At 72.7% G+C, this 21,395-nt stretch carries 17 protein-coding genes; 2 read left to right on the top strand and 15 right to left on the bottom strand.

Features of this window, described 5'->3' with window-relative positions; all coding sequences use genetic code 11:
* Positions 1 to 68: 68 nt before the first annotated feature.
* The 7 genes from AC5WAM_RS33040 to AC5WAM_RS33070 all read right to left on the bottom strand — a co-directional run bounded on the left by AC5WAM_RS33040 (position 69) and on the right by AC5WAM_RS33070 (position 7,865).
* Positions 69 to 1,823, bottom strand: coding sequence for a S8 family peptidase (locus tag AC5WAM_RS33040; protein WP_495519778.1), 1,755 nt, complete (start codon positions 1,821 to 1,823; stop codon positions 69 to 71).
* Positions 1,824 to 2,100: 277 nt separating this feature from the next.
* A complete protein-coding gene (locus AC5WAM_RS33045; RefSeq protein ID WP_495519779.1) occupies positions 2,101 to 3,375 on the bottom strand; it encodes a PAC2 family protein in 1,275 nt (424 codons plus the stop codon).
* A 158-nt stretch (positions 3,376 to 3,533) separates the two neighbouring features.
* On the bottom strand, positions 3,534 to 4,205 hold the full coding sequence (locus AC5WAM_RS33050) for a FadR/GntR family transcriptional regulator (protein ID WP_138958717.1): 672 nt from the start codon (positions 4,203 to 4,205) through the stop codon (positions 3,534 to 3,536).
* 114 nt (positions 4,206 to 4,319) lie between these two features.
* A complete protein-coding gene (locus AC5WAM_RS33055) occupies positions 4,320 to 5,096 on the bottom strand; it encodes a ferredoxin reductase (protein WP_495519780.1) in 777 nt (258 codons plus the stop codon).
* Positions 5,089 to 5,718, bottom strand: a complete 630-nt coding sequence (locus AC5WAM_RS33060) for a sulfite oxidase-like oxidoreductase (RefSeq protein ID WP_172387589.1) — start codon at positions 5,716 to 5,718, stop codon at positions 5,089 to 5,091. Before AC5WAM_RS33060 ends, AC5WAM_RS33055 begins: the two co-directional genes overlap by 8 nt.
* On the bottom strand, positions 5,715 to 7,037 hold the full coding sequence (locus AC5WAM_RS33065; RefSeq protein ID WP_495519781.1) for an amidohydrolase: 1,323 nt from the start codon (positions 7,035 to 7,037) through the stop codon (positions 5,715 to 5,717). The genes AC5WAM_RS33060 and AC5WAM_RS33065 overlap by 4 nt, the downstream gene beginning before the upstream one ends.
* Before the next feature lie 36 nt (positions 7,038 to 7,073).
* Positions 7,074 to 7,865 (bottom strand): phosphorylase family protein, encoded by a 792-nt coding sequence (locus AC5WAM_RS33070; protein ID WP_495519782.1) that lies wholly within the window; start codon positions 7,863 to 7,865, stop codon positions 7,074 to 7,076.
* Between the two features lie 173 nt (positions 7,866 to 8,038).
* Here AC5WAM_RS33070 and mtnA point away from each other — a divergent pair, with 173 nt between their 5' ends.
* Complete coding sequence (gene mtnA / locus AC5WAM_RS33075; protein WP_366789666.1) at positions 8,039 to 9,082, top strand: S-methyl-5-thioribose-1-phosphate isomerase; 1,044 nt, start codon at positions 8,039 to 8,041, stop codon at positions 9,080 to 9,082.
* Positions 9,083 to 9,094: 12 nt separating this feature from the next.
* On the opposite strand, the gene mtnB is transcribed toward mtnA, so the two are convergent.
* The 8 genes from mtnB to AC5WAM_RS33115 form a co-directional block, all read right to left on the bottom strand.
* Positions 9,095 to 9,679: a methylthioribulose 1-phosphate dehydratase gene (gene mtnB, locus AC5WAM_RS33080; RefSeq protein ID WP_495523691.1), complete on the bottom strand. Its 585-nt coding sequence runs from the start codon at positions 9,677 to 9,679 to the stop codon at positions 9,095 to 9,097.
* Positions 9,680 to 9,753: 74 nt separating this feature from the next.
* Positions 9,754 to 10,476, bottom strand: coding sequence for an acireductone synthase (gene mtnC, locus AC5WAM_RS33085; protein ID WP_366789667.1), 723 nt, complete (start codon positions 10,474 to 10,476; stop codon positions 9,754 to 9,756).
* A complete protein-coding gene (locus AC5WAM_RS33090; RefSeq protein ID WP_495519783.1) occupies positions 10,473 to 11,066 on the bottom strand; it encodes a 1,2-dihydroxy-3-keto-5-methylthiopentene dioxygenase in 594 nt (197 codons plus the stop codon). The genes mtnC and AC5WAM_RS33090 overlap by 4 nt, the downstream gene beginning before the upstream one ends.
* A gap of 79 nt (positions 11,067 to 11,145) precedes the next feature.
* Positions 11,146 to 12,210 (bottom strand): LLM class flavin-dependent oxidoreductase, encoded by a 1,065-nt coding sequence (locus AC5WAM_RS33095; RefSeq protein WP_495519784.1) that lies wholly within the window; start codon positions 12,208 to 12,210, stop codon positions 11,146 to 11,148.
* Positions 12,211 to 12,325: 115 nt separating this feature from the next.
* Positions 12,326 to 13,945 (bottom strand): glycerol-3-phosphate dehydrogenase/oxidase, encoded by a 1,620-nt coding sequence (locus AC5WAM_RS33100; RefSeq protein ID WP_366789670.1) that lies wholly within the window; start codon positions 13,943 to 13,945, stop codon positions 12,326 to 12,328.
* A 30-nt stretch (positions 13,946 to 13,975) separates the two neighbouring features.
* The gene (gene glpK / locus AC5WAM_RS33105; protein ID WP_495519785.1) at positions 13,976 to 15,514 is read right to left on the bottom strand and encodes a glycerol kinase GlpK; all 1,539 of its coding nucleotides are present in this window, start codon (positions 15,512 to 15,514) and stop codon (positions 13,976 to 13,978) included.
* 46 nt (positions 15,515 to 15,560) lie between these two features.
* Complete coding sequence (locus AC5WAM_RS33110; RefSeq protein WP_366789672.1) at positions 15,561 to 16,346, bottom strand: MIP/aquaporin family protein; 786 nt, start codon at positions 16,344 to 16,346, stop codon at positions 15,561 to 15,563.
* Positions 16,347 to 16,738: 392 nt separating this feature from the next.
* Positions 16,739 to 17,503: an IclR family transcriptional regulator gene (locus AC5WAM_RS33115; protein WP_495519786.1), complete on the bottom strand. Its 765-nt coding sequence runs from the start codon at positions 17,501 to 17,503 to the stop codon at positions 16,739 to 16,741.
* Positions 17,504 to 17,801: 298 nt separating this feature from the next.
* On the opposite strand from AC5WAM_RS33115, the gene metH reads away from it, so the two are divergent.
* A complete protein-coding gene (gene metH / locus AC5WAM_RS33120) occupies positions 17,802 to 21,332 on the top strand; it encodes a methionine synthase (RefSeq protein WP_495519787.1) in 3,531 nt (1,176 codons plus the stop codon).
* Positions 21,333 to 21,395 lie beyond the last annotated feature (63 nt).

Here is a 21,395-nt window from a genome sequence, read left to right on the forward strand (position 1 = left end):
GCCACCTTCCCTCAATGGTCGGTCCGTTTGCCGTGCTTCCTGTGCTTGCCGTGTGCTTGCCGTGGGGTTCAGCCCGTGACGACCAGGCCGACGACCTCGTCGTCGGAGAACCAGACACGGACGTCGGGGGACCCGCCGGCGAAGGCGGAGTGCACCGCCTGGCGGATCTCGGGCGTCGGGTGGTTCAGGTTGCGCCACTCCCCGGCCACGAAGAGCCGCAGGCGCGGCGGGAGTTCCGGCGGGTACGGGAGCAGCTCGTCCCAGTAGCGCTCGGCGCGGCCCGAGCCCACCGCCTCCGGCAGCAGCTTGGTCACCGCCGCCTTGATGTCGGGGCGGTTGCCGATCCGCTGCGACGCCGGGCGGCCCGGCGCGTCCTGCTGCGGCGAGCCCGTCGCCCGCAGCACCGCACGCGCGCGTGCGGACGTCATCGGCTGCTGGCCCGCCGCCTTGAGCATGCCCTGGAGCGAGACGAGCGCGCCGACCACGATCGGGGACGCCGACGACGTGCCGGAGAACGTGTCGGTGTACCAGGCGATCTCCTCCACACCGCCCTGGAGGTCGCCCGGCTGGTTCCAGAAGCCGCCGGTCGTCGTGGTCTCGCGGCCCCAGCCCTGCGCGTCGACGCGCGCCCCGTAGTTGGAGAACGCGAGGCGCGAGCGGTCCGGGCCGTGGTCGCGGCCGTGCGTGCCGGGCGGCGGCGCGCCCGCGCCGACCAGGACGGCGTCGGACGACGGGTTCGACGGGTTGAACGGGTTGCGCCACCAGGACGGGAACTCGTCCGGACGGCGCTCGTACAGGGCGTCGTCGAGCGAATCGGCGCCGTTGCCCGCCGCCGCGACGACGACGATGCCCTTCGCGGTGGCGTAGCGGACCGCCGCGTAGTCGTCGGGCCACCATTCGACGGCCACGTAGCCGCGCTGGTCGTCGCGGTCCTCGAAGTCGAACCTCGGCCCCGGCCGGTGCAGTTCGATGAGGATGACGTCACCGGGCGCGAGCCGGTCCGCGGCCGCGTGGATGGTCGCCGCCGTGCCGCTGGGCAGGAAGGACGCGGCCGCCGTCACGGCGTCCGGCACGATGCCGGTGATGCCGAAGGGGCTGCGATCGCCGCCCAGCACGCCGATCACGGCGGTGCCGTGGTTGCGCCAGGACAGGTCCTGGATCGGGGTGCCGATGACCACGCCCGCGAGCCGCGCGGACAGGTCCTCGTGGCTGAGCTGCCAGGCGCCCTCGATGTCGATGACGGTCACGCCGTCACCGCCGCCGCCGAGCCGCTGCCAGGCCCACTGCGCGTCCACGCCCTCGGGGGCCGGGCGCAGATAGCCCTGGCGGCCGGTGAAGTCGGGCGTGATCGGAGCGCCCTCCTTACGGCGCCGGCCCTCGTCGGGCTCGCTGCCGCCGCTCCGCTGTCCGATCGCGCCGAGGGTGGCGGGGACGGCGCCGGGCTTGACGTACGCCGTGTCGATGCCGGGCAGCGCCGCGATCCGCGCGCGCAGCTCCGGGGCCCGGTCCTCGCTGCCGCGCACCCGGTAGAAGAGGGTCAGGTCGGGCACGTCGTCCACGGTGCCCGCCGCCTGCGCCTGGAGCCGGTCCTCGCTGCCGAACAGCGGCTCCAGGGTGAGTTGTTCGTCGCTGAGGAACATGTTCAGGGCCGAGAGGTCGGCGCCTGTCGCCGAGCGGACACCGTGCTCCTGGGCGCGCAGCCGGGCCTCCGGCCGTGCGACGACGATGAGTTCCTGCTCGGTCGCCCGATAGGTGAATCCCGCGCCGTCCGGTCCGGGGCCACTGCCTCCCGGATCGTCGCCCTGCTGCACCTGGTCGGTCATCGCTTCACCGCTCCCTTCGGTTGCCGCACCCCGGGCGTTCGGTCGCTGCACACCCTGCTACCGCTCGGCCGGAACGTCCAGACCCCTTTCCCTCAACTGTGTTTGAAAGGAAGTTGATGGGGGAACCGTGTGCAATTCATCGACAATCCCATGTCACGCCGCAAACCGGCCAAAGGTAGCGAGACGGATGGGATGGGAGCGTGGGAAGGGGCGGCACCCGCGGGGTGCCGCCCCTTCCCACTGCCGGACGGGCCGGTGCGTCCGGGGACGCGGCCGCTCAGTCCTCGGAGGAATCTCCGGGTCCGGCGTCCGGCTCCGCCGGGTTCGGCGCGGTCGTGTCTGATGCGGTCTTGTCGGGTGCGGTCGTGTCCGGGGCGGTCGTGTCCGGGGCGGCCGGGCCGTCCTCCGGCTCGGCGTCCGTGGCACCGACGGGCTTTTCGGTCGGCTCGTCGGTCGACTTGTCGCCGGGCTTGCCGGTCGGCCCGTCGGCCGCCGCATCGCCGACCCTGCCGTCGGGCTCGCCCTCGCCCTTGTCCTGGGCCTCGGCCTTGTCGTCCGCCGACGGCTTCGCCGCGGAGCCGGTGGCGGACTCCGGGCCCGTGTCCGGGCGCGGCTGCGGCTTCGGCGGGCGGGTGCGCTCGCTCGGGGCGTCCCGCAGATAGGCCGCGCCCTCGCCCTCGGACGCCACGCCGCCGACCTGGCCGGGGCCGCCCCCGTCGCGCCGCCGCAGATAGCGCTCGAACTCGCGGGCGATGGCTTCGCCCGAGGCCTCCGGCAGCTCCGCGGTGTCCCGCGCCTCCTCCAGGGACTGCACGTACTCGGCGACCTCGCTGTCCTCGGCCGCCAGCTGGTCGACGCCCAGCTGCCAGGCGCGCGCGTCCTCCGTCAGCTCGCCGAGGGGGATCCTGAGGTCGATCAGGTCCTCCAGGCGGTTGAGCAGCGCGAGCGTCGCCTTCGGGTTCGGCGGCTGCGAGACGTAGTGCGGCACGGCCGCCCACAGGCTGACCGCGGGCACGCCCGCGTGCGTGCACGCCTCCTGGAGGATGCCGACGATGCCCGTCGGGCCCTCGTACTTCGTCTCCTCCAGGTCCATGCTGCGCGCCAGGTCCGGATCGGAGGTGACGCCGCTGACCGGCACCGGCCGGGTGTGCGGGGTGTCACCGAGCAGCGCGCCCATGATCACGACCAGTTCGACGCCCAGTTCGTGGGCGAAGCCGAGGAGTTCGTTGCAGAACGAACGCCAGCGCATGGACGGCTCGATGCCCCGCACCAGGACCAGGTCGCGCGGCTTCTCGCCGCCGACGCGGACGACCGAGAGCCGGGTCGTCGGCCACGTGATCTTGCGCACGCCGCCGTCCAGCCAGACCGTGGGGCGGTTGACCTGGAAGTCGTAGTAGTCCTCGGCGTCCAGTGCCGCGAAGACCTCGCCCTTCCACTCCTTGTCGAGATGCGCGACCGCGGTGGAGGCGGCGTCGCCGGCGTCGTTCCAGCCCTCGAACGCGGCCACCATGACCGGGTCGATCAGCTCGGGTACCCCCTCGAGCTCGATCACCCAGGCCTCCTTCCGACGTTCTCCGCTAAGTACGCCCCAACCTTACGGCGTCCCGCGGGGGCCTCCGCAGCCCCCCGGCGGCGCCGAGTGCCGGATCACTGCCCAGGTCAGTCGCGCCTCACTCCTGCCGTGCCCGGTTCGGCCGCGGACCCCGGAGTTCAGAGGGTGGAGCGCAGCCACTGCTCCACGCTCGCGATGTGCACGGTCGCCCAGGACCTGGCCGCTTCCGCGTCCCGGTCGCGCAGGGCGCCGAGGATCGCCCGGTGCTCGTGCAGCGTGCGGCTGACCGCGTCCTCCTGGGTGAGGCCGCGCCAGACGCGGGCCCGCGTCGTCGGCCCGGACAGGCCGTCGAGCAGCGAGCACAGGACGGAGTTCCCCGACCACTGGACGATGCCGCGGTGGAACTCCAGGTCACAGGCCACCAGCTCCTCCACGGACGGCGCGGCGCCGAGGGCGTCCAACTGCTCCGTCAGGGCGTCCAGTTCCGCCTCGCTGATCCGCGCGGCGGCCATCGCCGTCGCGGCGGGCTCCAGGATGCGGCGTACGGCCAGGAACTCCAGGACCGTGTCGTCGCGGTGGAAGTCGACCACGAAGCTCAGGGCCTCGAGCAGCAGCTGCGGATCGAGGCTGGTGACGTACGTGCCGTCGCCCTGCCGCACGTCGAGGATGCGGATCAGGGAGAGCGCGCGCACCGCCTCGCGCAGCGAGTTGCGGGACAGGCCGAGTTCGGCGGCCAGCTCGCTCTCCTTGGGGAGGCGGTCGCCGGGCCGCAGCGCACCCGAGACGATCATGCCCTTGATCTTTTCGATGGCCTCGTCCGTGACAGCCATGGGGACCTCGCCTCGGTGAAGAGCAGCAGGAACGGACATCGGATGTCCGGTAGGTAAATAGACATCGGATGTATCGGCTCATTATGTCCCTTGGAGCCCTACGGGGAACGGGGTTCAGCCGAAGCGTTCGATCCTGATCCGGTCCACGGGCTGGCCGCCCTCCACCAGAAGCCGCGAGGCGTGCTCGGCGAAGCCGTTGGAGCCGCAGACGTACGCCTCCCAGCCGCCCTCGGGCCGTCCGGCGCCGAGGTGGGGCGCCAAGTGCCCGGCGGTGAGGCGTCCTTCGGTGCGGGTGAGGATCACCTCCGTCTCGGCCCCGTACTCGTCGGCGTAGAGGAGGTCCGCGCGGGTGCGGGCCGAGACGAGCAGGCGCAGCGGCACCGTCAGGCCCGCCCGCCGGTGGTGGCGGATCATCGACATCAGCGGGACCACGCCGGAGCCCGCGCCGAGCAGCAGCGCGGGCCGGTCGCCGGGCCAGGCGAAGAAGCCGGACAGCGGGCCGCGCACCTCCACGGTGTCGCCCTCCCGCGCGACGGTGTGCAGATGCCCCGAGACCTCGCCGCCCGGCACGTGGTCCAGGGTCAGCTCGATCTCGCCGCTGTCGTCCGGCGCGGAGGCCAGCGAGTAGTGGCGCTGGGCGACGTAGCCGTCCGCGGCGGTCAGGCGCAGCATCAGGTGCTGGCCCGGCAGGTGCCCCTGCCAGTCGGGCACCTTGAGCCGGAAGGTCGCGGCGGCGTGCGTCTCGCGGCGGATCCGCGTGATGAGGGCCTGCTGCCAGTGGGCCGCGGCCTGCTCGCTCACGGCGATGCGCCCGGGCACCGCGAAGGCGGTCGGGGGGACGAAAGGGGGGACGAGCGGGGAGACGCGCGCCCCCGTGGAGGTGTCAGTCACCGGCGTACCGCTCCTCACGCCACGGGTCGCCCCGGTGGTGATAGCCGTTCTTCTCCCAGAAGCCCGGCTCGTCGTGGTCGAGGAGCTCCAGGCCCGCGATCCACTTGGCGCTCTTCCAGAAGTACAGGTGCGGCACGACGAGCCGGGCGGGCCCGCCGTGCTCGGGCGGCAGCGGCGCCCCGTCGTACTCCCAGGCGATCCAGGCCCGGCCGCCGGTCACGTCGGCGAGCGGCAGGTTCGCGGTGTACCCGGTGTGGGAGTACGCGACGACGTGCGTGGCGGCGGGCAGCGGGCCGCCCGCCCCGGCGAGGAACGCGTCCAGGCTCACGCCGCCGAAGCGCACGCCGAACTTGGACCAGCTCGTCACGCAGTGGATGTCGCCCCGGTACTCGGACGCGGGCAGCGCGTGCGCCTCGTCCCAGGTCCAGGTGCGCGGGCCCGCCACCAGGCCGCCGACGCGGAACGTCCAGTCGGCGGCCGCCAGCCGGGGCGTGACCTCGGCGGAGAGCACGGGCCAGGTGTCGCGGGCGTCGTACTGGCCCGGTGGCAGGCGCGGGTCGCGGTCGGCGGCGCGGGCGCGGCCGGTGAAGCCGCGGGTCGGGGCGGGGGGCGGGGAGCTCATGACAGCCGCGCGGGTTCGGCCGGGGCCACGGCGTCGTTGAGGGCGCGCAGCACGTGCGGTTCGTCGAGGGCGAGCAGGGCGCGGTCGCGCATCAGGACGCGGCCGTCGACGACGGTGTCGCGCACGTCGGAGCCCGCGGCGGCGTAGGCGAGCGTCCCGTAGGGGTCGTGCCGCGGCGCCAGGTGCGGCCGGTCCAGGTCGACGACGATGAGGTCGGCGCGCTTGCCCGGCTCCAGGGAGCCGAGCCGGTCGCCGAGGCCCAGGGCCCGCGCCGACTCGATGGTGGCCATCCGCACGGCCTGCTCGGCGCCCACCGCCGTCGGGTCGCCACCCGCCTTGTGGACGAGCGCCGCGAGCCGGACCGCGCCGAGCACGTCGAGCGTGTTGGAGCTCACGGCGCCGTCGGTGCCGATGCCGACCGTGACGCCCGCGTCGAGGAGGTCGGGTACGCGGGCGATGCCGCAGCCCAGCTTCAGGTTCGACGCCGGGCAGTGCGCGACGGACGTACCCGTGCGGGCGAGCGCCGCGATCTCCGCGTCGGTCAGCTCGACGGCGTGCGCGAGGAGCGTGTCCGGGCCGAGCACGCCGAGCGAGTCGAGCAGCTCCACCGGGCGCATGCCGTACCGCTCGCCGACCAGGGCCACCTCGGCGGCGTTCTCGGCCGCGTGCAGGTGCAGCAGGGCGCCGTGGGCGCGGGCGAGCGCGGTGATCGCGGCGAGCTGGTCCGGCGCCAGGGTGTACGCGGAGTGGGCGAAGAGCACCGGCCTGGTGCCCGGCGCGGCGGTGCGGGCGGCCAGCCAGGCGCCCGCCCAGGCGAGCCGCTCCGCGTACGGGCGGCCGTCCGGCGGCTCGGGCACGTCCATGAACGTCGGCCCGGTGAGCAGCCGCCACCCGGCCTCGCGCGCCACCTCGTCGGCGGCCTCGTGGAACCAGTACATGTCGAGCGCGGTGGTCACCCCGCCGCGCACCGACTCGGCGATCGCCGCGCGCAGGCCCACCGCGACGGTCTCCGGCGTGAGCAGCTCGGCCTCGCGCGGCACGACCCGCTCCAGGAAGCCCTGGAGGGTGACGTCGTCGGCGGTGCCGCGCAGCAGCGTCATCGCCAGGTGGGTGTGCGTGTTGACGAGCCCCGGCAGGACGAGACAGCCGCGCGCGTCGATCTCCTCGGCCGGGGCGTACTGCTCGCGCAGGTGCTCGGCGGGGCCGACGGCCACGATCTCACCGGCGCGCACGGCGACGGCGCCGTCGCTCACCACGGTGCCGGACGCGTCGACGGTCAGGACGTCGCCGCCGTGGACGAGGAGGTCTATGGGGAGCATGTGGTGCGTGTCTCCAAGGTGCTTCCGCGGGCGGTTCTACCGGTTTTGTCCGGTCTGCGCGGGGACGTCGGCGGCCAACAGGCGCAGCGCCTCCAAGGTTATCCGGGCGCCGCGGGCGACTCCGTCGGCGACCTCCGACCGGTGCGGGTCGTAGCCGCCGGTGGCCTCCTCGTCGACCAGCTCGTCGGCGTTCGCCCCGTCCACGACGAGCGCGCCGCCCGCGACGAGGCCGCGCGTCGAGGCGAACACGTACAGGGCGCTCAGCTCCATCTCGATGGCGGCGACGCCCGCCCGCTCGTACGCGTCGGCGGGCAGCGGCAGGAAGCCGGGCTGGAAGGCGGCCCGCGTCCACACCACGCCCCGGTGGTGCGGGGCCCCGGCGGCACGGGCCGCCCGCTGCAGCGCGAGCACCGCCTCGGGCGCCCCGAACGCCGGGTACTCGGCCGGGATCAGCTGCCCCGTCACGCCGTCGTCGCGCACCGCCGCGTCCGCGATCACCAGGTCGCCGGCCGCGATGCCGGGCCGGATCGCGCCCGCCGTGCCGAGCCGGATGACATGCGTCACACCCGCCTGTGCCAGCTCCTGGAAGAGCAGCAGCGCCCCGGGTGCGCCCACGCCGTGCGAGGACACGACCACGGGCAGTTCCCGCCAGGTCCCGGTGAAGCTGCGGTACTCCCGGTGGTACGCCACCTCCTCGGCGCCGTCGAGGAGGTCGGCGACGGCCGCCGCGCGGGCGGGGTCGCCGACGACGACGGCGTACGGCGGCAGGCCGGTGCGGGGGAGACCGGTGATGGGCTGCGGGGCGGGGGACGCCGAGGACATGGTCATGTGCGCGCTCCTGGCTGGGGTCCGGGGGATCAGAGGGCTTCGGGGGAAGTGTGCCGGGAGCCGGGCGCGGCGGCGGCGCCGGGGTGGGCCGACGGCATCGAACCCACGTTCAGGGCGCTCGGGTACGGTGACCGCGCGAGCCGGACCCGCACCCGCCACCGGGAGTTGACCCCATGAGCAAGGCGAGCACCGAGGACCTCAGGGCCGTCGTCTGGACGGACACCCGCAGCGGCCCCGCGCTCTGTCTTGTCGACCAGACGGCCCTGCCGCACGCCCTCGAGCGCCTCGACGTGCGCACGGTCGACCAACTCGTCGACGCCATCGTGCGGTTGGTGGTCCGCGGCGCACCCGCGATCGGCGCGGCCGGGGCCTACGGCGTCGCCCTCGCCCTGGTCCAGGGGGAGCGCGAAGGCTGGGACCGCGCGCGGGTCGACGCCGAGGTCGCCCGCGTCCGCGCCGCGCGCCCCACCGCCGTCAACCTCATGGCCTGCGTGGACCGCGTCGCCGCGCGCCTCGACGAGGGCCTTGGCGCGGTGCTCGCCGAGGCGGACGCCGTCGTACGGGAAGACCTCGCGGCCAACCACGCCCTGGGCCGGCACGGCGCCGACTGGCTCCTCGCACGCCTCGGCCAGGACCGGCCGCTGCGCGTCCTCACCCACTGCAACACCGGCGCGCTCGCCACGGCGGGCTGGGGCACCGCGCTCGGCGTGATCCGGGAGCTGCACCGGCGCGGCCGCCTCGACTCCGTGTACGCCGACGAGACCCGGCCGCTGCTCCAGGGCGCGCGGCTCACCGCCTGGGAACTCGCCCACGCGGGCATACCGCACTACGTCCAGGCGGACGCGGCCGCCGCGGGAGTCATCCTGCGCGGCGAGGTCGACGCGGCAATCGTCGGCGCGGACCGGATCGCCGCGAACGGCGACACCGCCAACAAGGTGGGCACCGTGGGCATAGCCCTCGCCTGCGCGCACGCGGGCATCCCCTTCGTCGTGGCCGCGCCCACCACGACCGTGGACCTCGCCACGGCGTCCGGGGCCGACATCCCCATCGAACTGCGCGCCGGGGACGAGGTCCTGGAGTGGGCGGGCGTCCGCACCGCCCCCGCCGGATCGCGCGGCCACAACCCCGCGTTCGACGTCACCCCCGGCTCGCTGGTGACCGCCCTGGTGACGGAGCACGGCGTCCGCGAGGTGGCGAAGGGGGAGCTGCCCGGGTAGCCCCGCGGGGGGTCACCCGGTCAGGGCCAGCTCCAGGAGCCACTCCACGACCTCCGTGCGGTGCCGCGCCTGCCGCGGGTCGTCGCCCCAGACGTACAGGCCGTGCCCGGCCACGACCACCGCGGGCATCCCCGGCCGCAGCGCCGCCTCCAGGCGGTCCCCGAGCTCCGCCATGTCCTGGCTGTTCTCGATCACCGGCAGGACCACCGCGACGTCGTGCGTCCGGTGCCCGAGCCCCTTGAGCATCTCCAGGCCCTCGAACTCGATCCCGCCCGGCCGCCGTCCGCCCATCGCCACGGACGCCACGGTGTGCACGTGCACGACGGCGCCCGCCCCGGTGAGCCGCACCACGCGCGCGTGCAGCGCGGCCTCGGCCGACGGCCGCCCGGCGCCGACCGCGGCGCCCTCCGCGTCCGTCAGGACCACGTCGGCGGCGGTCAGCTCGCCCTTGTCGAGCCCGCTGGCCGTCACGGCGAGCCGTACGGGATCGCGGGAGACGACGACGGAGAGGTTCCCCGAGGTCCCGCGCATCCAGCCGAAGGAGGCGAACCGCGCGGCCTCCGCCGCGAGCACCGCCCCGGCCTCCGCCACACCGATGTCCGGGCCGACGTCCGGGCCTGCCTCCGGGGCCGGGCCGGGAATCGGCTGCTCGCCCACCCGCGGCTCCACGCTCACGACGTCACCAGCCCCACCTCGTCGAACGACCCCACTTCCGGATGCCCGCCGACGCCCTCGGCGAAGTACGGCTCCCCGGCCCGGCGCACCCCGACCGTCCGCCACCCGGCCTCCCGGGCCGCGTCCAGCTCGCCGAGCCGGTCGGACAGGAACACCGTGCGGCCGGGCGGCACGCCGACCGCGGCGGTGATGGCCCGGTAGGAGCCGGGGTCCTGCTTCGGCCCCGCGTTCTCCGTGTCGTACCAGCCGCTCACCAGGCCGGTGAGCGGCCCGTGCGCCGAGTGCGTGAACCACGCGCGCTGCGCCGCCACCGACCCCGACGAGTACACGTAGAGCCGGATCCCGGCCGCGTACCAGCTCCGCAGCCGCGGCACCACGTCGGCGAAGAAGGGCGCGACGAGGTCGCCGCGCGCGAAGCCCTCCGCCCAGAGCACGCCCTGGAGCGCCTTCAGCGGCGTGGCCTTGCGGTCCTCGTCGACCCAGGCGCCGAGGACCTTCTCGATCCGCGCGGCGTCCGCGCCGGGCTCGCCGATCTCCTCGCGGACCTGGGCGACGGCGCGCGCGACGACGGCCTCGTGGGACCGCTCGGCGAGCAGCGCCCCGAACCGCTCCCGGGCGTAGGGGTACATGACGTCCACGACGAACCCGGTGGCGCTCGTGGTGCCCTCGATGTCGAGCACCACCGCGTCCACGGCCCCGGGCCCGAAGCCCACGCTCACCGCGCGGCCCCCGTGTGACCGGCGTGGATCGTGTCGAAGTCGGGGAAGCGCCCGGCGATGTCGCTGCCGGTGAACGTGCCGATCCAGCCGTCCTCCTCGTGGAAGAAGCGGATCGCCGTGAACGAGGGCGACGTGCCCATGTCGAACCAGTGCGTCGTGCCGCGCGGCACCCCGAGCAGATCGCCCTTCTCGCAGTACACGGCGTGCACTTCACCGCGTACGTGCAGATAGAAGACGCCCGCGCCCGCCACGAAGAAGCGCACCTCGTCATCGTCGTCGTGCGTGTGCTCGGCGAGGAACTTCTCCCGGGCCGCCCGCGCCCTGTCCGGCCAGTCCGGGTCGTCGCTCGGGCGCAGCGCGACGACGTCGACCGTGCGGAAGCCCTCCGCCGCGTTCAGCTTGTCGATCTCCGGTCCGTACGCGGCGAACACGGTGTCGCCGTCCGCGTCGGCCGGTACGTCCGCGCGCACCGGCCACCGTTCGTAGCGCACGCCCAGCTGCGCGAGCACCCCGGCGATCTCAGCGGGGTCCGACGTGCGGCGGACGACGGTCTCGGGGCCCGCGTCGGGCCAGGTCGTGAGGAGGGTCATCGGTCGCTCCCAAGGGGCGGACTGCGGTGCGGGCGGTGGCCGGACTCCTGTGCGGATCGTAGCCCGGCCCCGGCCGCCGTCACGAGGGGTCCCACAGCCGGGACGGAGCCTCCCTGCGCACCACCGGCGCGATCTCCTCCGCGAACCGCTGGAGGGTCTCGACCTGTTCGGCGCGCGGCAGGCCGAACCCGTCGACCGTGATGGACTGCAGGTCGTGCCGGTACACCTCGTGGTACCCGAGGATCTTGTCGATGATCTGCTGCGGCGAACCGATGAGCTGCGGTCCGTCGGCGATCGCCTCCTCGATGGTGCGGAAGGGCGTGTTGTAGCCCGCCTTGCCCTCCAGGTGCGGCTTGAAGGTCTGGCGCACCTTCGCCTCGTACAGGTCCCGGTAGCGGCGCACGGCCTGCTCCGCGCTGTCGGCGATGAGCAGCCCGCCCGAGCCCGCCGCCACGTGGGCGTCGGCCGGGTCGTGGCCGTACGCCTCGAACCGCTCCCGGTAGTGCGCGATCAGCTTCGCGTACGCCGCGCGCGGCTGGATCGCGTTGGCGGTGAACAGCGGATCGCCGTGCTTGGCGGCGAGTTCGGGGGAGTTGAGGGAGGTCGCCGAGCCGTGCCAGACGCGCGGCGGCCCCGCGTACGGGCGCGGCACCGTCGTGACGTTCTTCAGGGCGGGGCGGAACTCGCCCTGCCAGTCGACGTTCTCCTCCCGCCACAGGCGCCGCAGCAGCTCGTACTTCTCCTGTTGCAGGTCCCACTGGCGCGCCTCGTCGAGCCCGAACAGGTCGAAGTGGCCCGCCTCGGCGCCCTTGCCGATGACCAGCTCCACGCGTCCGCGCGAGAGCTGGTCGAGCGTCGCGTAGTCCTCGGCGATCCGCACCGGGTCGAGGATCGCGACGACGGTGACCCCGGTCAGGAGCCGGATGCGGGACGTGCGGGCCGCGAGCGCGCCGAGGACGACCGTCGGGCTCGACGACAGGAAGTCGCCCGCGTGCCGCTCGCCCACGGCGTAGGCGTCGTAGCCGAGCCGTTCCGCCTCGACGCCGACCTCGACGACGTCGGCGATCCGCTCGGCCGCGGGGGCCCGTTCCCCGGTCAGCGGGTGCGGGGAGTGGGAGATGAGGGAAAGTACCTGAAACTTCATGCTTCACATGTACGCGCCGAACATTGCGGCGCTGTGGCGGTGGCGTGGCAGCTGTTCCCGGGTACGCGTAAGGGGCGGTCGCCATGGCGACCGCCCCTTACAGATCACTCCTGGGTCAGCTCTTCTTGCCCAGCAGGTCCTCGACCTTGCCGCGGATCTCGTCCGTCGCGAGGCCGCGGATCGTCAGCGTCGTACGGCGGCGCAGCACGTCGTCGGCCGTCTCGGCCCACTCGTGGTCACGCGCGTAGACGACCTGCGCCCAGATCTCCGGGGCGTCGGGGTGGACGCGCTCGGCGAGCTCCGGGTTCTCGTTCGCCAGGCGGGCGATGTCGAAGGACAGCGAGCCGTAGTGCGTCGCCAGGTGACGGGCGGTGTCCGGCGCCATGCGCGGGCCGGGGGCCGGGCCGTCGACGAGCAGCCGGTGGGCGACCGCGCGCGGGTTGGCGATGCCGGGCAGCGGCAGCTTCTTCGGCAGCGTGGAGATCGGCTCGTAGTCGTCGCCCAGCGGGTGGCCCGGCAGTGACTCCAGCTTCTTCATGATGGTGCGGCCGATGTGGCGGAACGTCGTCCACTTGCCGCCCGCGACCGACAGCATGCCGCCGCGGCCCTCGGTGACGACCGTCTCGCGCTTGGCCTTGGAGGTGTCGCCCGGACCGCCGGGCAGCACCCGCAGACCCGCGAACGAGTACGTGATCAGATCACGGGACAGCTGCTGGTCCCGGATCGAGAACGCGGCCTCGTCGAGGATCTGCGCGGTGTCCTTCTCGGTGACCGAGACGTCGCGCGGGTCGCCCTCGTACTCCTCGTCGGTCGTGCCGAGCAGCAGCATGTCCTCCCACGGCAGGGCGAACGTGATGCGGTACTTGTCGATCGGCGTGGCCAGCGCGGCCTTCCAGGGGGCGGTGCGCTTGAGGACGAGGTGCGCGCCCTTGGACAGGCGGATGGAGGGGGCCGCGTCCGGGTCCTCCATCGCACGCAGGTGGTCGACCCAGGGGCCGGTGGCGTTCAGGACGAGCCGGGCGCTGACGCCGAACTCGTCGCCGGACTGCCGGTCCTTGAGGTCGGCGCCCGTGACCCGGCCCTTGGTGAAGCGCAGGCCGGTGACCTCGGCGTGGTTGAGGACGACGGCGCCGGCCTCGACGGCCGCGCGGACCGTCATCAGGGCCATGCGGGCGTCGTTCATCTGGTCGTCGCCGTAGACCGCGACGGCCTTCAGGTTGTCGGTGCGCAGCTCCGGCACGTCCTGCGCCGCCTTGGCGGGGGAGAGCAGGTGGCCGACGCCGTCGCCGAACGCGGAGAGCGCCGAGTAGGCGAAGACGCCCGCGCCGAGCTTGGCGGCGCCGTGCGGGCCGCCCTTGTACACCGGCAGGTAGAAGGTGAGCGGGTTGGCGAGGTGCGGTGCCACCTGACGCGACACCGCACGCCGCTCGAAGTGGTTCTCCGCCACCAGCTTCACCGCGCCGGTCTGCAGGTAGCGCAGACCGCCGTGGAGAAGCTTGGAGGAGGCGGAGGAGGTGGCGCCGGCGAAGTCGCCGGCGTCCACCAGGGCCACCCTGAGACCCGACTGCGCGGCGTGCCAGGCCGTGGAGATGCCCAGGATGCCGCCGCCGATCACCAGGAGGTCGTACGCCGCCTTGGAAAGGCGTTCCCGGGTCTCGGCACGGCTCGGGTTGCCGCCGGCCGCCGGCGGCGTCCCGAGTGCCGAGATGACGGGGCCGCTCTCTAGGGTGGTCATGGTTATTGCTCCTCGTCAGCTGAGCTGTGGTCAGCTCTCGTCTTCGAGCCAGCCCATGGTCCGCTCCACGGCCTTGAGCCAGTTCTTGTACTCACGGGCGCGGGTGTCCGCGTCCATGCGGGGGGTCCATTCGGCGGCCCGGCGCCAGTTGGCGCGCAGGTCGTCGGTGGAAGACCAGAAGCCGACGGCGAGGCCGGCGGCGTATGCGGCGCCGAGGCAGGTCGTCTCGGCCACCATCGGCCGCACCACGGGCGCGTCCAGGAAGTCCGAGAGGGTCTGCATCAGCAGGTTGTTGGAGGTCATGCCGCCGTCGACCTTGAGGGCCGCGAGCTCGACGCCGGAGTCCTTCGTCATGGCGTCGGTGATCTCACGGGTCTGCCAGGCGGTGGCCTCCAGGACGGCGCGCGCGATGTGCGCCTTGGTGACGTACCGGGTGAGACCGGCGATCACACCGCGGGCGTCGGAGCGCCAGTACGGGGCGAACAGGCCGGAGAAGGCCGGGACGAAGTAGGCGCCGCCGTTGTCCTCGACGCTGGAGGCCAGCGTCTCGATCTCGGCGGCGGACTTGATGAGGCCCATCTGGTCGCGCATCCACTGCACCAGGGAGCCGGTGACGGCGATGGAGCCCTCGAGGGCGTAGACCGGCTTGGCGTCGCCGATCTGGTAGCCGACGGTGGTCAGCAGGCCCGAGTACGAGTTGATGGCCTTCTCACCGGTGTTCATCAGCATGAACGTGCCGGTGCCGTACGTGGACTTCGCCTCGCCCTCGGCGAAACAGGTCTGGCCGAACAGGGCCGCCTGCTGGTCGCCGAGCGCGGAGGCGACCGGGATGCCGCCCAGGAGGTCGCCGAGCTTGCCGCCGGTGACCTCGCCGTAGACCTCGGCGGAGGAGCGGATCTCGGGGAGGATCCGCATCGGCACGCCGATGGACTCGGCGATGCGCTCGTCCCACTCCATGGTGTGCAGGTTCATCAGCATGGTGCGGGAGGCGTTGGTGACGTCGGTGACGTGCTTGCCGCCGTTCACCCCGCCCGTCAGGTTCCAGATGACCCAGGAGTCCATGGTGCCGAAGAGGATGTCGCCCGCCTCGGCGCGCTCGCGCAGGCCCTCGACGTTGTCGAGCAGCCAGCGGGCCTTGGGGCCCGCGAAGTAGGAGGCCAGCGGCAGCCCGGTCTCGCGCCGGAAGCGGTCCTGGCCGACGTTGCGCCCGAGCTCCTTGCAGAGCGCGTCGGTGCGGGTGTCCTGCCAGACGATGGCGTTGTACACCGGCTCACCGGTGTTCTTGTCCCACAGCAGCGTCGTCTCGCGCTGGTTGGTGATGCCGATGGCCTTGATGTCGTCGCGGGTGATGCCGGCCTTCTGGATGGCGCCGGCGACGACTTCCTGGACGTTGGTCCAGATCTCCGTGGCGTTGTGCTCGACCCACCCCGGCTTGGGGAAGATCTGCTCGTGCTCCTTCTGGTCGACGGAGACGATGCGGCCGTCCCGGTCGAAGACGATGCAGCGGCTGGACGTGGTGCCCTGGTCGATCGCCGCGATGAAGGGGCCTGCGGTGTGCGCGTCGGTCACGGTGTGCTCCTGAAGTGCGTCGTGGTCGGGTGGTCGGCGGGTTCGCTCAGAACAGCTTGAAGATGTATGCGGCGAGAGCGCCGCCGATCAGCGGACCGACCACGGGAATCCACGCGTACGACCAGTCGGAGCCACCCTTGTTGGGGAGCGGGAGCAGCGCGTGGACGATACGGGGGCCGAGGTCACGGACCGGGTTGATGGCGTAGCCGGTGGGGCCGCCGAGCGAGAGGCCGATGCCCACCACGACGAGCGCGGTGATCAGGGCGCCCAGGGTGCCGAGGCCGTTGCCGCCGTCGTTGAGGCCCTGGGTGAGGATCGCCAGGACGAGCACGGTCGTGGCGATGATCTCGGTGATGAGGTTCTGTACGGCGTTCCGGATCTCCGGGCCGGTCGAGAAGATGCCGAGCACGGGACCGGCCGCGGGGGCCGCCTTCTGGTCGACGAGGCCTTCCTCGGCGGGCTGGGCCTTGATGATCTCCGGGTCCGTGAGGTGGGCCTGGAACTGCCCGTAGTACGTCGCCCACACGAGCACGGCGCCGATCATCGCGCCCAGGAGCTGCGAGGCCAGGTAGAGCGGCACGTCGCCCCACTTGGTGCCGCCCTCGACGGCGAGGCCGATGGTGACCGCCGGGTTCAGATGGGCGCCCGAGACGCCACCGGCCAGGTAGGCGCCCGTGAGGACCGCGAAGCCCCACCCGAAGGTGATGGCGAGCCAGCCGGCGTCCTTGGCCTTCGAGCGCTTGAGCGTGACGGCGGCGCACACGCCACCGCCCAGCAGAATGAGAACGGCGGTACCGATGGTCTCGCCGAGGAAGATGTCGTGGCTGGACACCCGCGACTCCTTTGTCCTTCGTCCAGGGGAAAGCCGAACCCCGGGTCCCTCCGGTGGTCCGCGCCCTCAGGTGAGAGCGTTGCCGGCCCTTGGCTCGCCCCACTCTAACGCGTAATGCCGTTAGCTGTTCGACAATGCCGACCGGTGGACGCGAGTCTGACTCTGGGGTTACCAGCGCGTCAAGACTTCTGTAATTGAAAACACGATCGTTATTGATCGTTTCGCCCTATCGGTGGGCGGCGCGGCCGACGACGGCGGGCGATCGGGGGGATCCAGCCCGTCCGGCGCTTGAGGACGAGGCGCGAAGCGCCGAAAAACGGGGGCACGGGGGCGGAACCCCCGGATCGGGAAGGGGCGGGCCTGGGGCGCACCCGCGAGGGCCCCACCGGAGGTCAGAAGCGGCTCGCGCCCAGGTCCCGCGAAACCGCCCGCGCACAGTCCCGCACCGCGGCGATCAGCTCCGGCCGCAGCTCCCCGTCCGGGCACACCCGCTCGACCGCGCCGGTGACCCCGACCGCCCCCACCGGCATCCGCCGCCGGTCGTAGATGGGCGCGGCCACGGAGGCGATCCCTTCCCAGGTCTCCTCCTCGTCGGTCGCGTACCCGCGCGCCCGCGTGAGGTCGAGGACGCCCTCGAACTCCGCGGGGCCGCAGACCGTCCGGTCCGTGAACGCCCGCCGCTCGGCCTCCAGGGCCTCGCTGTGCGCCACCGGGTCGTACGCCGCGAGCACCTTGCCGAGCGCCGTGGAGTGCAGCGGCTGCATGGCCCCCACCTCCAGGACCTGGCGGCTGTCGTCGGGCCGGAAGACGTGGTGCACGATCAGCACGCCCTGCTGGTGGAGCACGCCCAGATAGACGCTCTCGCCGCTGGAGCGGGCCAGGTCGTCGGTCCACACCAGGGCGCGGGCGCGCAGCTCGTGCACGTCCAGGTAGCTGTTGCCGAGGCGCAGCAGTTCGGCGCCCAGCTGGTAGCGCCCCGACGCCGGGTCCTGCTCGACGAACCCCTCCTGCTGGAGGGTGCGCAGGATGCCGTGGGCCGTGCCCTTGGCCAGGCCGAGGGCGGAGGCGATGTCCGAGAGGCCGAGCCGGCGTTCGCCGCCCGCGAGCAGGCGCAGCATCGCCGCGGCCCGTTCGAGCGACTGGATGTTGCGTGCCATCGCAGCCCTTTCCTCCATCCCGTTCCCGCACCCCTGTGTGCCGGGCACTCGTTCCGCGGCTCCCTCGCGAACGGGGTCGCCGTTCGGCAATGCTGAACACTATCGGTCGTTGCCGACCTCTGGCTAAGGGTGCGCACCGCCTTGTCGCGCGGCGAGCCCCTCGACGGCGATTTCCGGCCACGCGTCCGTCCCGTGGAATGCCCTCACACCAGAACGCCCGTCCCAGCTACGCTGACCGGGTGCGCCTTCCACGGGAAGCCGCAAAGCCGACAGCCGTCGCACTCCAGGGAGCTCATTCATGGCCTCGTCGCCGACCCCCTCATCCGTTTCCGCAGCGGGGACCTCCGCCGGGAACCGAGCCGACGCCCTTCGCGAGGCGCTCGCCACCCGCGTGGTGGTCGCCGACGGCGCGATGGGCACGATGCTGCAGGCACAGGACCCCAGCCTCGAGGACTTCCAGAACCTCGAAGGCTGCAACGAGGTCCTGAACATCACCCGTCCCGACATCGTCCGCTCCGTGCACGAGGAGTACTTCGCCGCGGGCGTCGACTGCGTGGAGACCAACACCTTCGGCGCGAACCACGCCGCGCTCGGCGAGTACGACATCCCCGAGCGCGTCTTCGAGCTCTCCGAGGCCGGTGCCCGCATCGCCCGCGAGGTCGCCGACGAGTTCACCGCGAGCACCGGACAGCAGCGCTGGGTGCTCGGCTCCATGGGCCCCGGCACCAAGCTGCCCACCCTCGGCCACGCCCCGTACCGGCTGCTGCGCGACGCCTACCAGCAGAACGCCGAAGGCATGATCGCGGGCGGCGCCGACGCGCTCCTGGTGGAGACCACCCAGGACCTGCTCCAGACCAAGTCGGCCCTGCTCGGCGCCCGCCGCGCCCTGGAGGCCACCGGCGCGAACCTGCCGCTGATCTGCTCCGTCACCGTGGAGACGACCGGCACGATGCTCCTCGGCTCGGAGATCGGCGCCGCGCTCACCGCCCTGGAGCCCCTCGGCATCGACATGATCGGCCTCAACTGCGCGACCGGCCCGGCCGAGATGAGCGAGCACCTGCGCTATCTCGCCCGCCACTCACGCGTGCCGCTCGCCTGCATGCCCAACGCGGGCCTGCCCGTCCTCGGCAAGGACGGCGCCCACTACCCGCTGTCGGCCGCCGAGCTGGCCGACGCCCAGGAGACGTTCGTCAACGAGTACGGCCTGTCCCTCATCGGCGGCTGCTGCGGCACGACGCCCGAGCACCTGCGCCAGGTCGTCGAGCGCGTGCGCGGACTCACCCCGACCACGCGCGACCCGCACCCCGAGCCGGGCGCCGCCTCGCTCTACCAGACTGTCCCGTTCCGCCAGGACACGTCGTACCTCGCGATCGGCGAGCGCACCAACGCCAACGGCTCCAAGAAGTTCCGCGAGGCCATGCTGGACGCCCGCTGGGACGACTGCGTGGAGATGGCCCGCGACCAGATCCGCGAGGGCGCCCACATGCTCGACCTGTGCGTCGACTACGTGGGCCGCGACGGCGTGGCGGACATGGAGGAGCTCGCCGGACGCTTCGCCACCGCCTCCACGCTGCCCATCGTCCTGGACTCCACCGAGGTCGACGTCATCCAGGCGGGCCTGGAGAAGCTGGGCGGCCGCGCCGTCATCAACTCCGTGAACTACGAGGACGGCGACGGCCCCGAGTCCCGCTTCGCCAAGGTCACCGAGCTGGCCCAGGAGCACGGCGCCGCCCTCATCGCCCTCACCATCGACGAGGAGGGCCAGGCCCGCACCCCCGAGAAGAAGGTCGAGATCGCCGAGCGGCTCATCGACGACCTCACCGGGAACTGGGGCATCCTGGAGTCGGACATCCTCATCGACACCCTGACCTTCACCATCTGCACCGGTCAGGAGGAGTCCCGCAAGGACGGCATCGCCACCATCGAGGCGATCCGCGAGCTCAAGCGGCGCCACCCGGACGTCCAGACCACGCTCGGCCTGTCCAACATCTCCTTCGGCCTCAACCCGGCCGCCCGCATCCTGCTGAACTCCGTCTTCCTGGACGAGTGCGTCAAGGCCGGCCTCGACTCCGCGATCGTGCACGCCTCGAAGATCCTGCCGATCGCGCGCTTCAGCGAGGAGGAAGTCACCACCGCCCTCGACCTGATCTACGACCGCCGCGCCGAGGGCTACGACCCGCTGCAGAAACTGATGGCGCTCTTCGAGGGCGCCACCGCCAAGTCCCTCAAGGCGGGCAAGGCCGAGGAGCTGGCCGCCCTGCCGCTGGACGAGCGCCTCCAGCGCCGCATCATCGACGGCGAGAAGAACGGCCTGGAAGCCGACCTCGACGAGGCCCTGGAGACCCGCAAGGCCCTCGACATCGTCAACGACACCCTCCTGGAGGGCATGAAGGTCGTCGGCGAGCTGTTCGGATCCGGCCAGATGCAGCTGCCGTTCGTGCTCCAGTCCGCCGAGGTCATGAAGACGGCCGTCGCCCACCTCGAACCGCACATGGAGAAGTCCGACGCCGAGGGCAAGGGCACCATCGTCCTCGCCACCGTGCGCGGCGACGTCCACGACATCGGCAAGAACCTCGTCGACATCATCCTGTCCAACAACGGCTACAACGTGGTCAACCTGGGCATCAAGCAGCCCGTGGCCGCGATCCTCGACGCCGCGCAGGAGCACAAGGCCGACGTCATCGGCATGTCCGGCCTCCTGGTCAAGTCCACCGTGATCATGAAGGAGAACCTGGAGGAGCTGAACCAGCGCCAGATGGCCGCGGACTACCCGGTCATCCTCGGCGGCGCCGCCCTCACCCGCGCCTACGTCGAGCAGGACCTGCACGAGATCTACGAGGGCGAGGTCCGCTACGCCCGCGACGCCTTCGAGGGCCTGCGCCTGATGGACGCCCTCATCGCGGTCAAGCGCGGCGTGCCCGGCGCGACCCTGCCCGAGCTCAAGCAGCGCCGCGTGCCCAAGCGGGACACGGCCGCCGCCGAGGTCAAGGAGCCCGAGGGCCCGGCCCGCTCCGACGTCGCCGTCGACAACCCCGTGCCCACGCCGCCGTTCTGGGGCACCCGTGTCATCAAGGGCATCCAGCTCAAGGAGTACGCCTCCTGGCTGGACGAGGGCGCCCTGTTCAAGGGCCAGTGGGGCCTGAAGCAGGCCCGCACCGGCGACGGGCCGACGTACGAGGAGCTCGCCGAGACCGAGGGCAGGCCCCGGCTGCGCGGTCTGCTCGACGACCTGCAGACCAAGGGCCTGCTCGAAGCCGCCGTCGTCTACGGCTACTTCCCCTGCGTCTCCAAGGGCGACGACCTGATCATCCTGGACGAGCAGGGCAACGAGCGCACCCGCTTCTCCTTCCCGCGCCAGCGCCGCGGCCGCCACCTGTGCCTCGCGGACTTCTTCCGCCCCGAGGAGTCCGGCGAGACCGACGTGGTGGGCCTCCAGGTCGTCACTGTCGGCTCGAAGATCGGCGAGGCCACCGCCGAGCTGTTCGCCGCCGACTCCTACCGCGACTACCTGGAACTGCACGGCCTGTCCGTGCAGTTGGCCGAGGCCCTCGCCGAGTACTGGCACGCGCGCGTGCGCGCCGAGCTGGGCTTCGGCGGCGAGGACCCCGCCGACGTCGAGGACATGTTCGCGCTCAAGTACCGCGGCGCGCGCTTCTCGCTCGGCTACGGCGCCTGCCCGGACCTGGAGGACCGCGCGAAGATCGCCGAGCTCCTGCGGCCCGAGCGCATCGGCGTCGAGCTCTCCGAGGAGTTCCAGCTCCACCCGGAGCAGTCCACGGACGCCATCGTGCTGCACCACCCGGAAGCGAAGTACTTCAACGCCCGCTGAAGTCGCTCCGCCCCGGTCGTAACCCAAGAGCACTCACACCGGACGAGTCGTACACTGGTCGGT

Source organism: Streptomyces sp. JLYT201 (assembly GCF_059448825.1).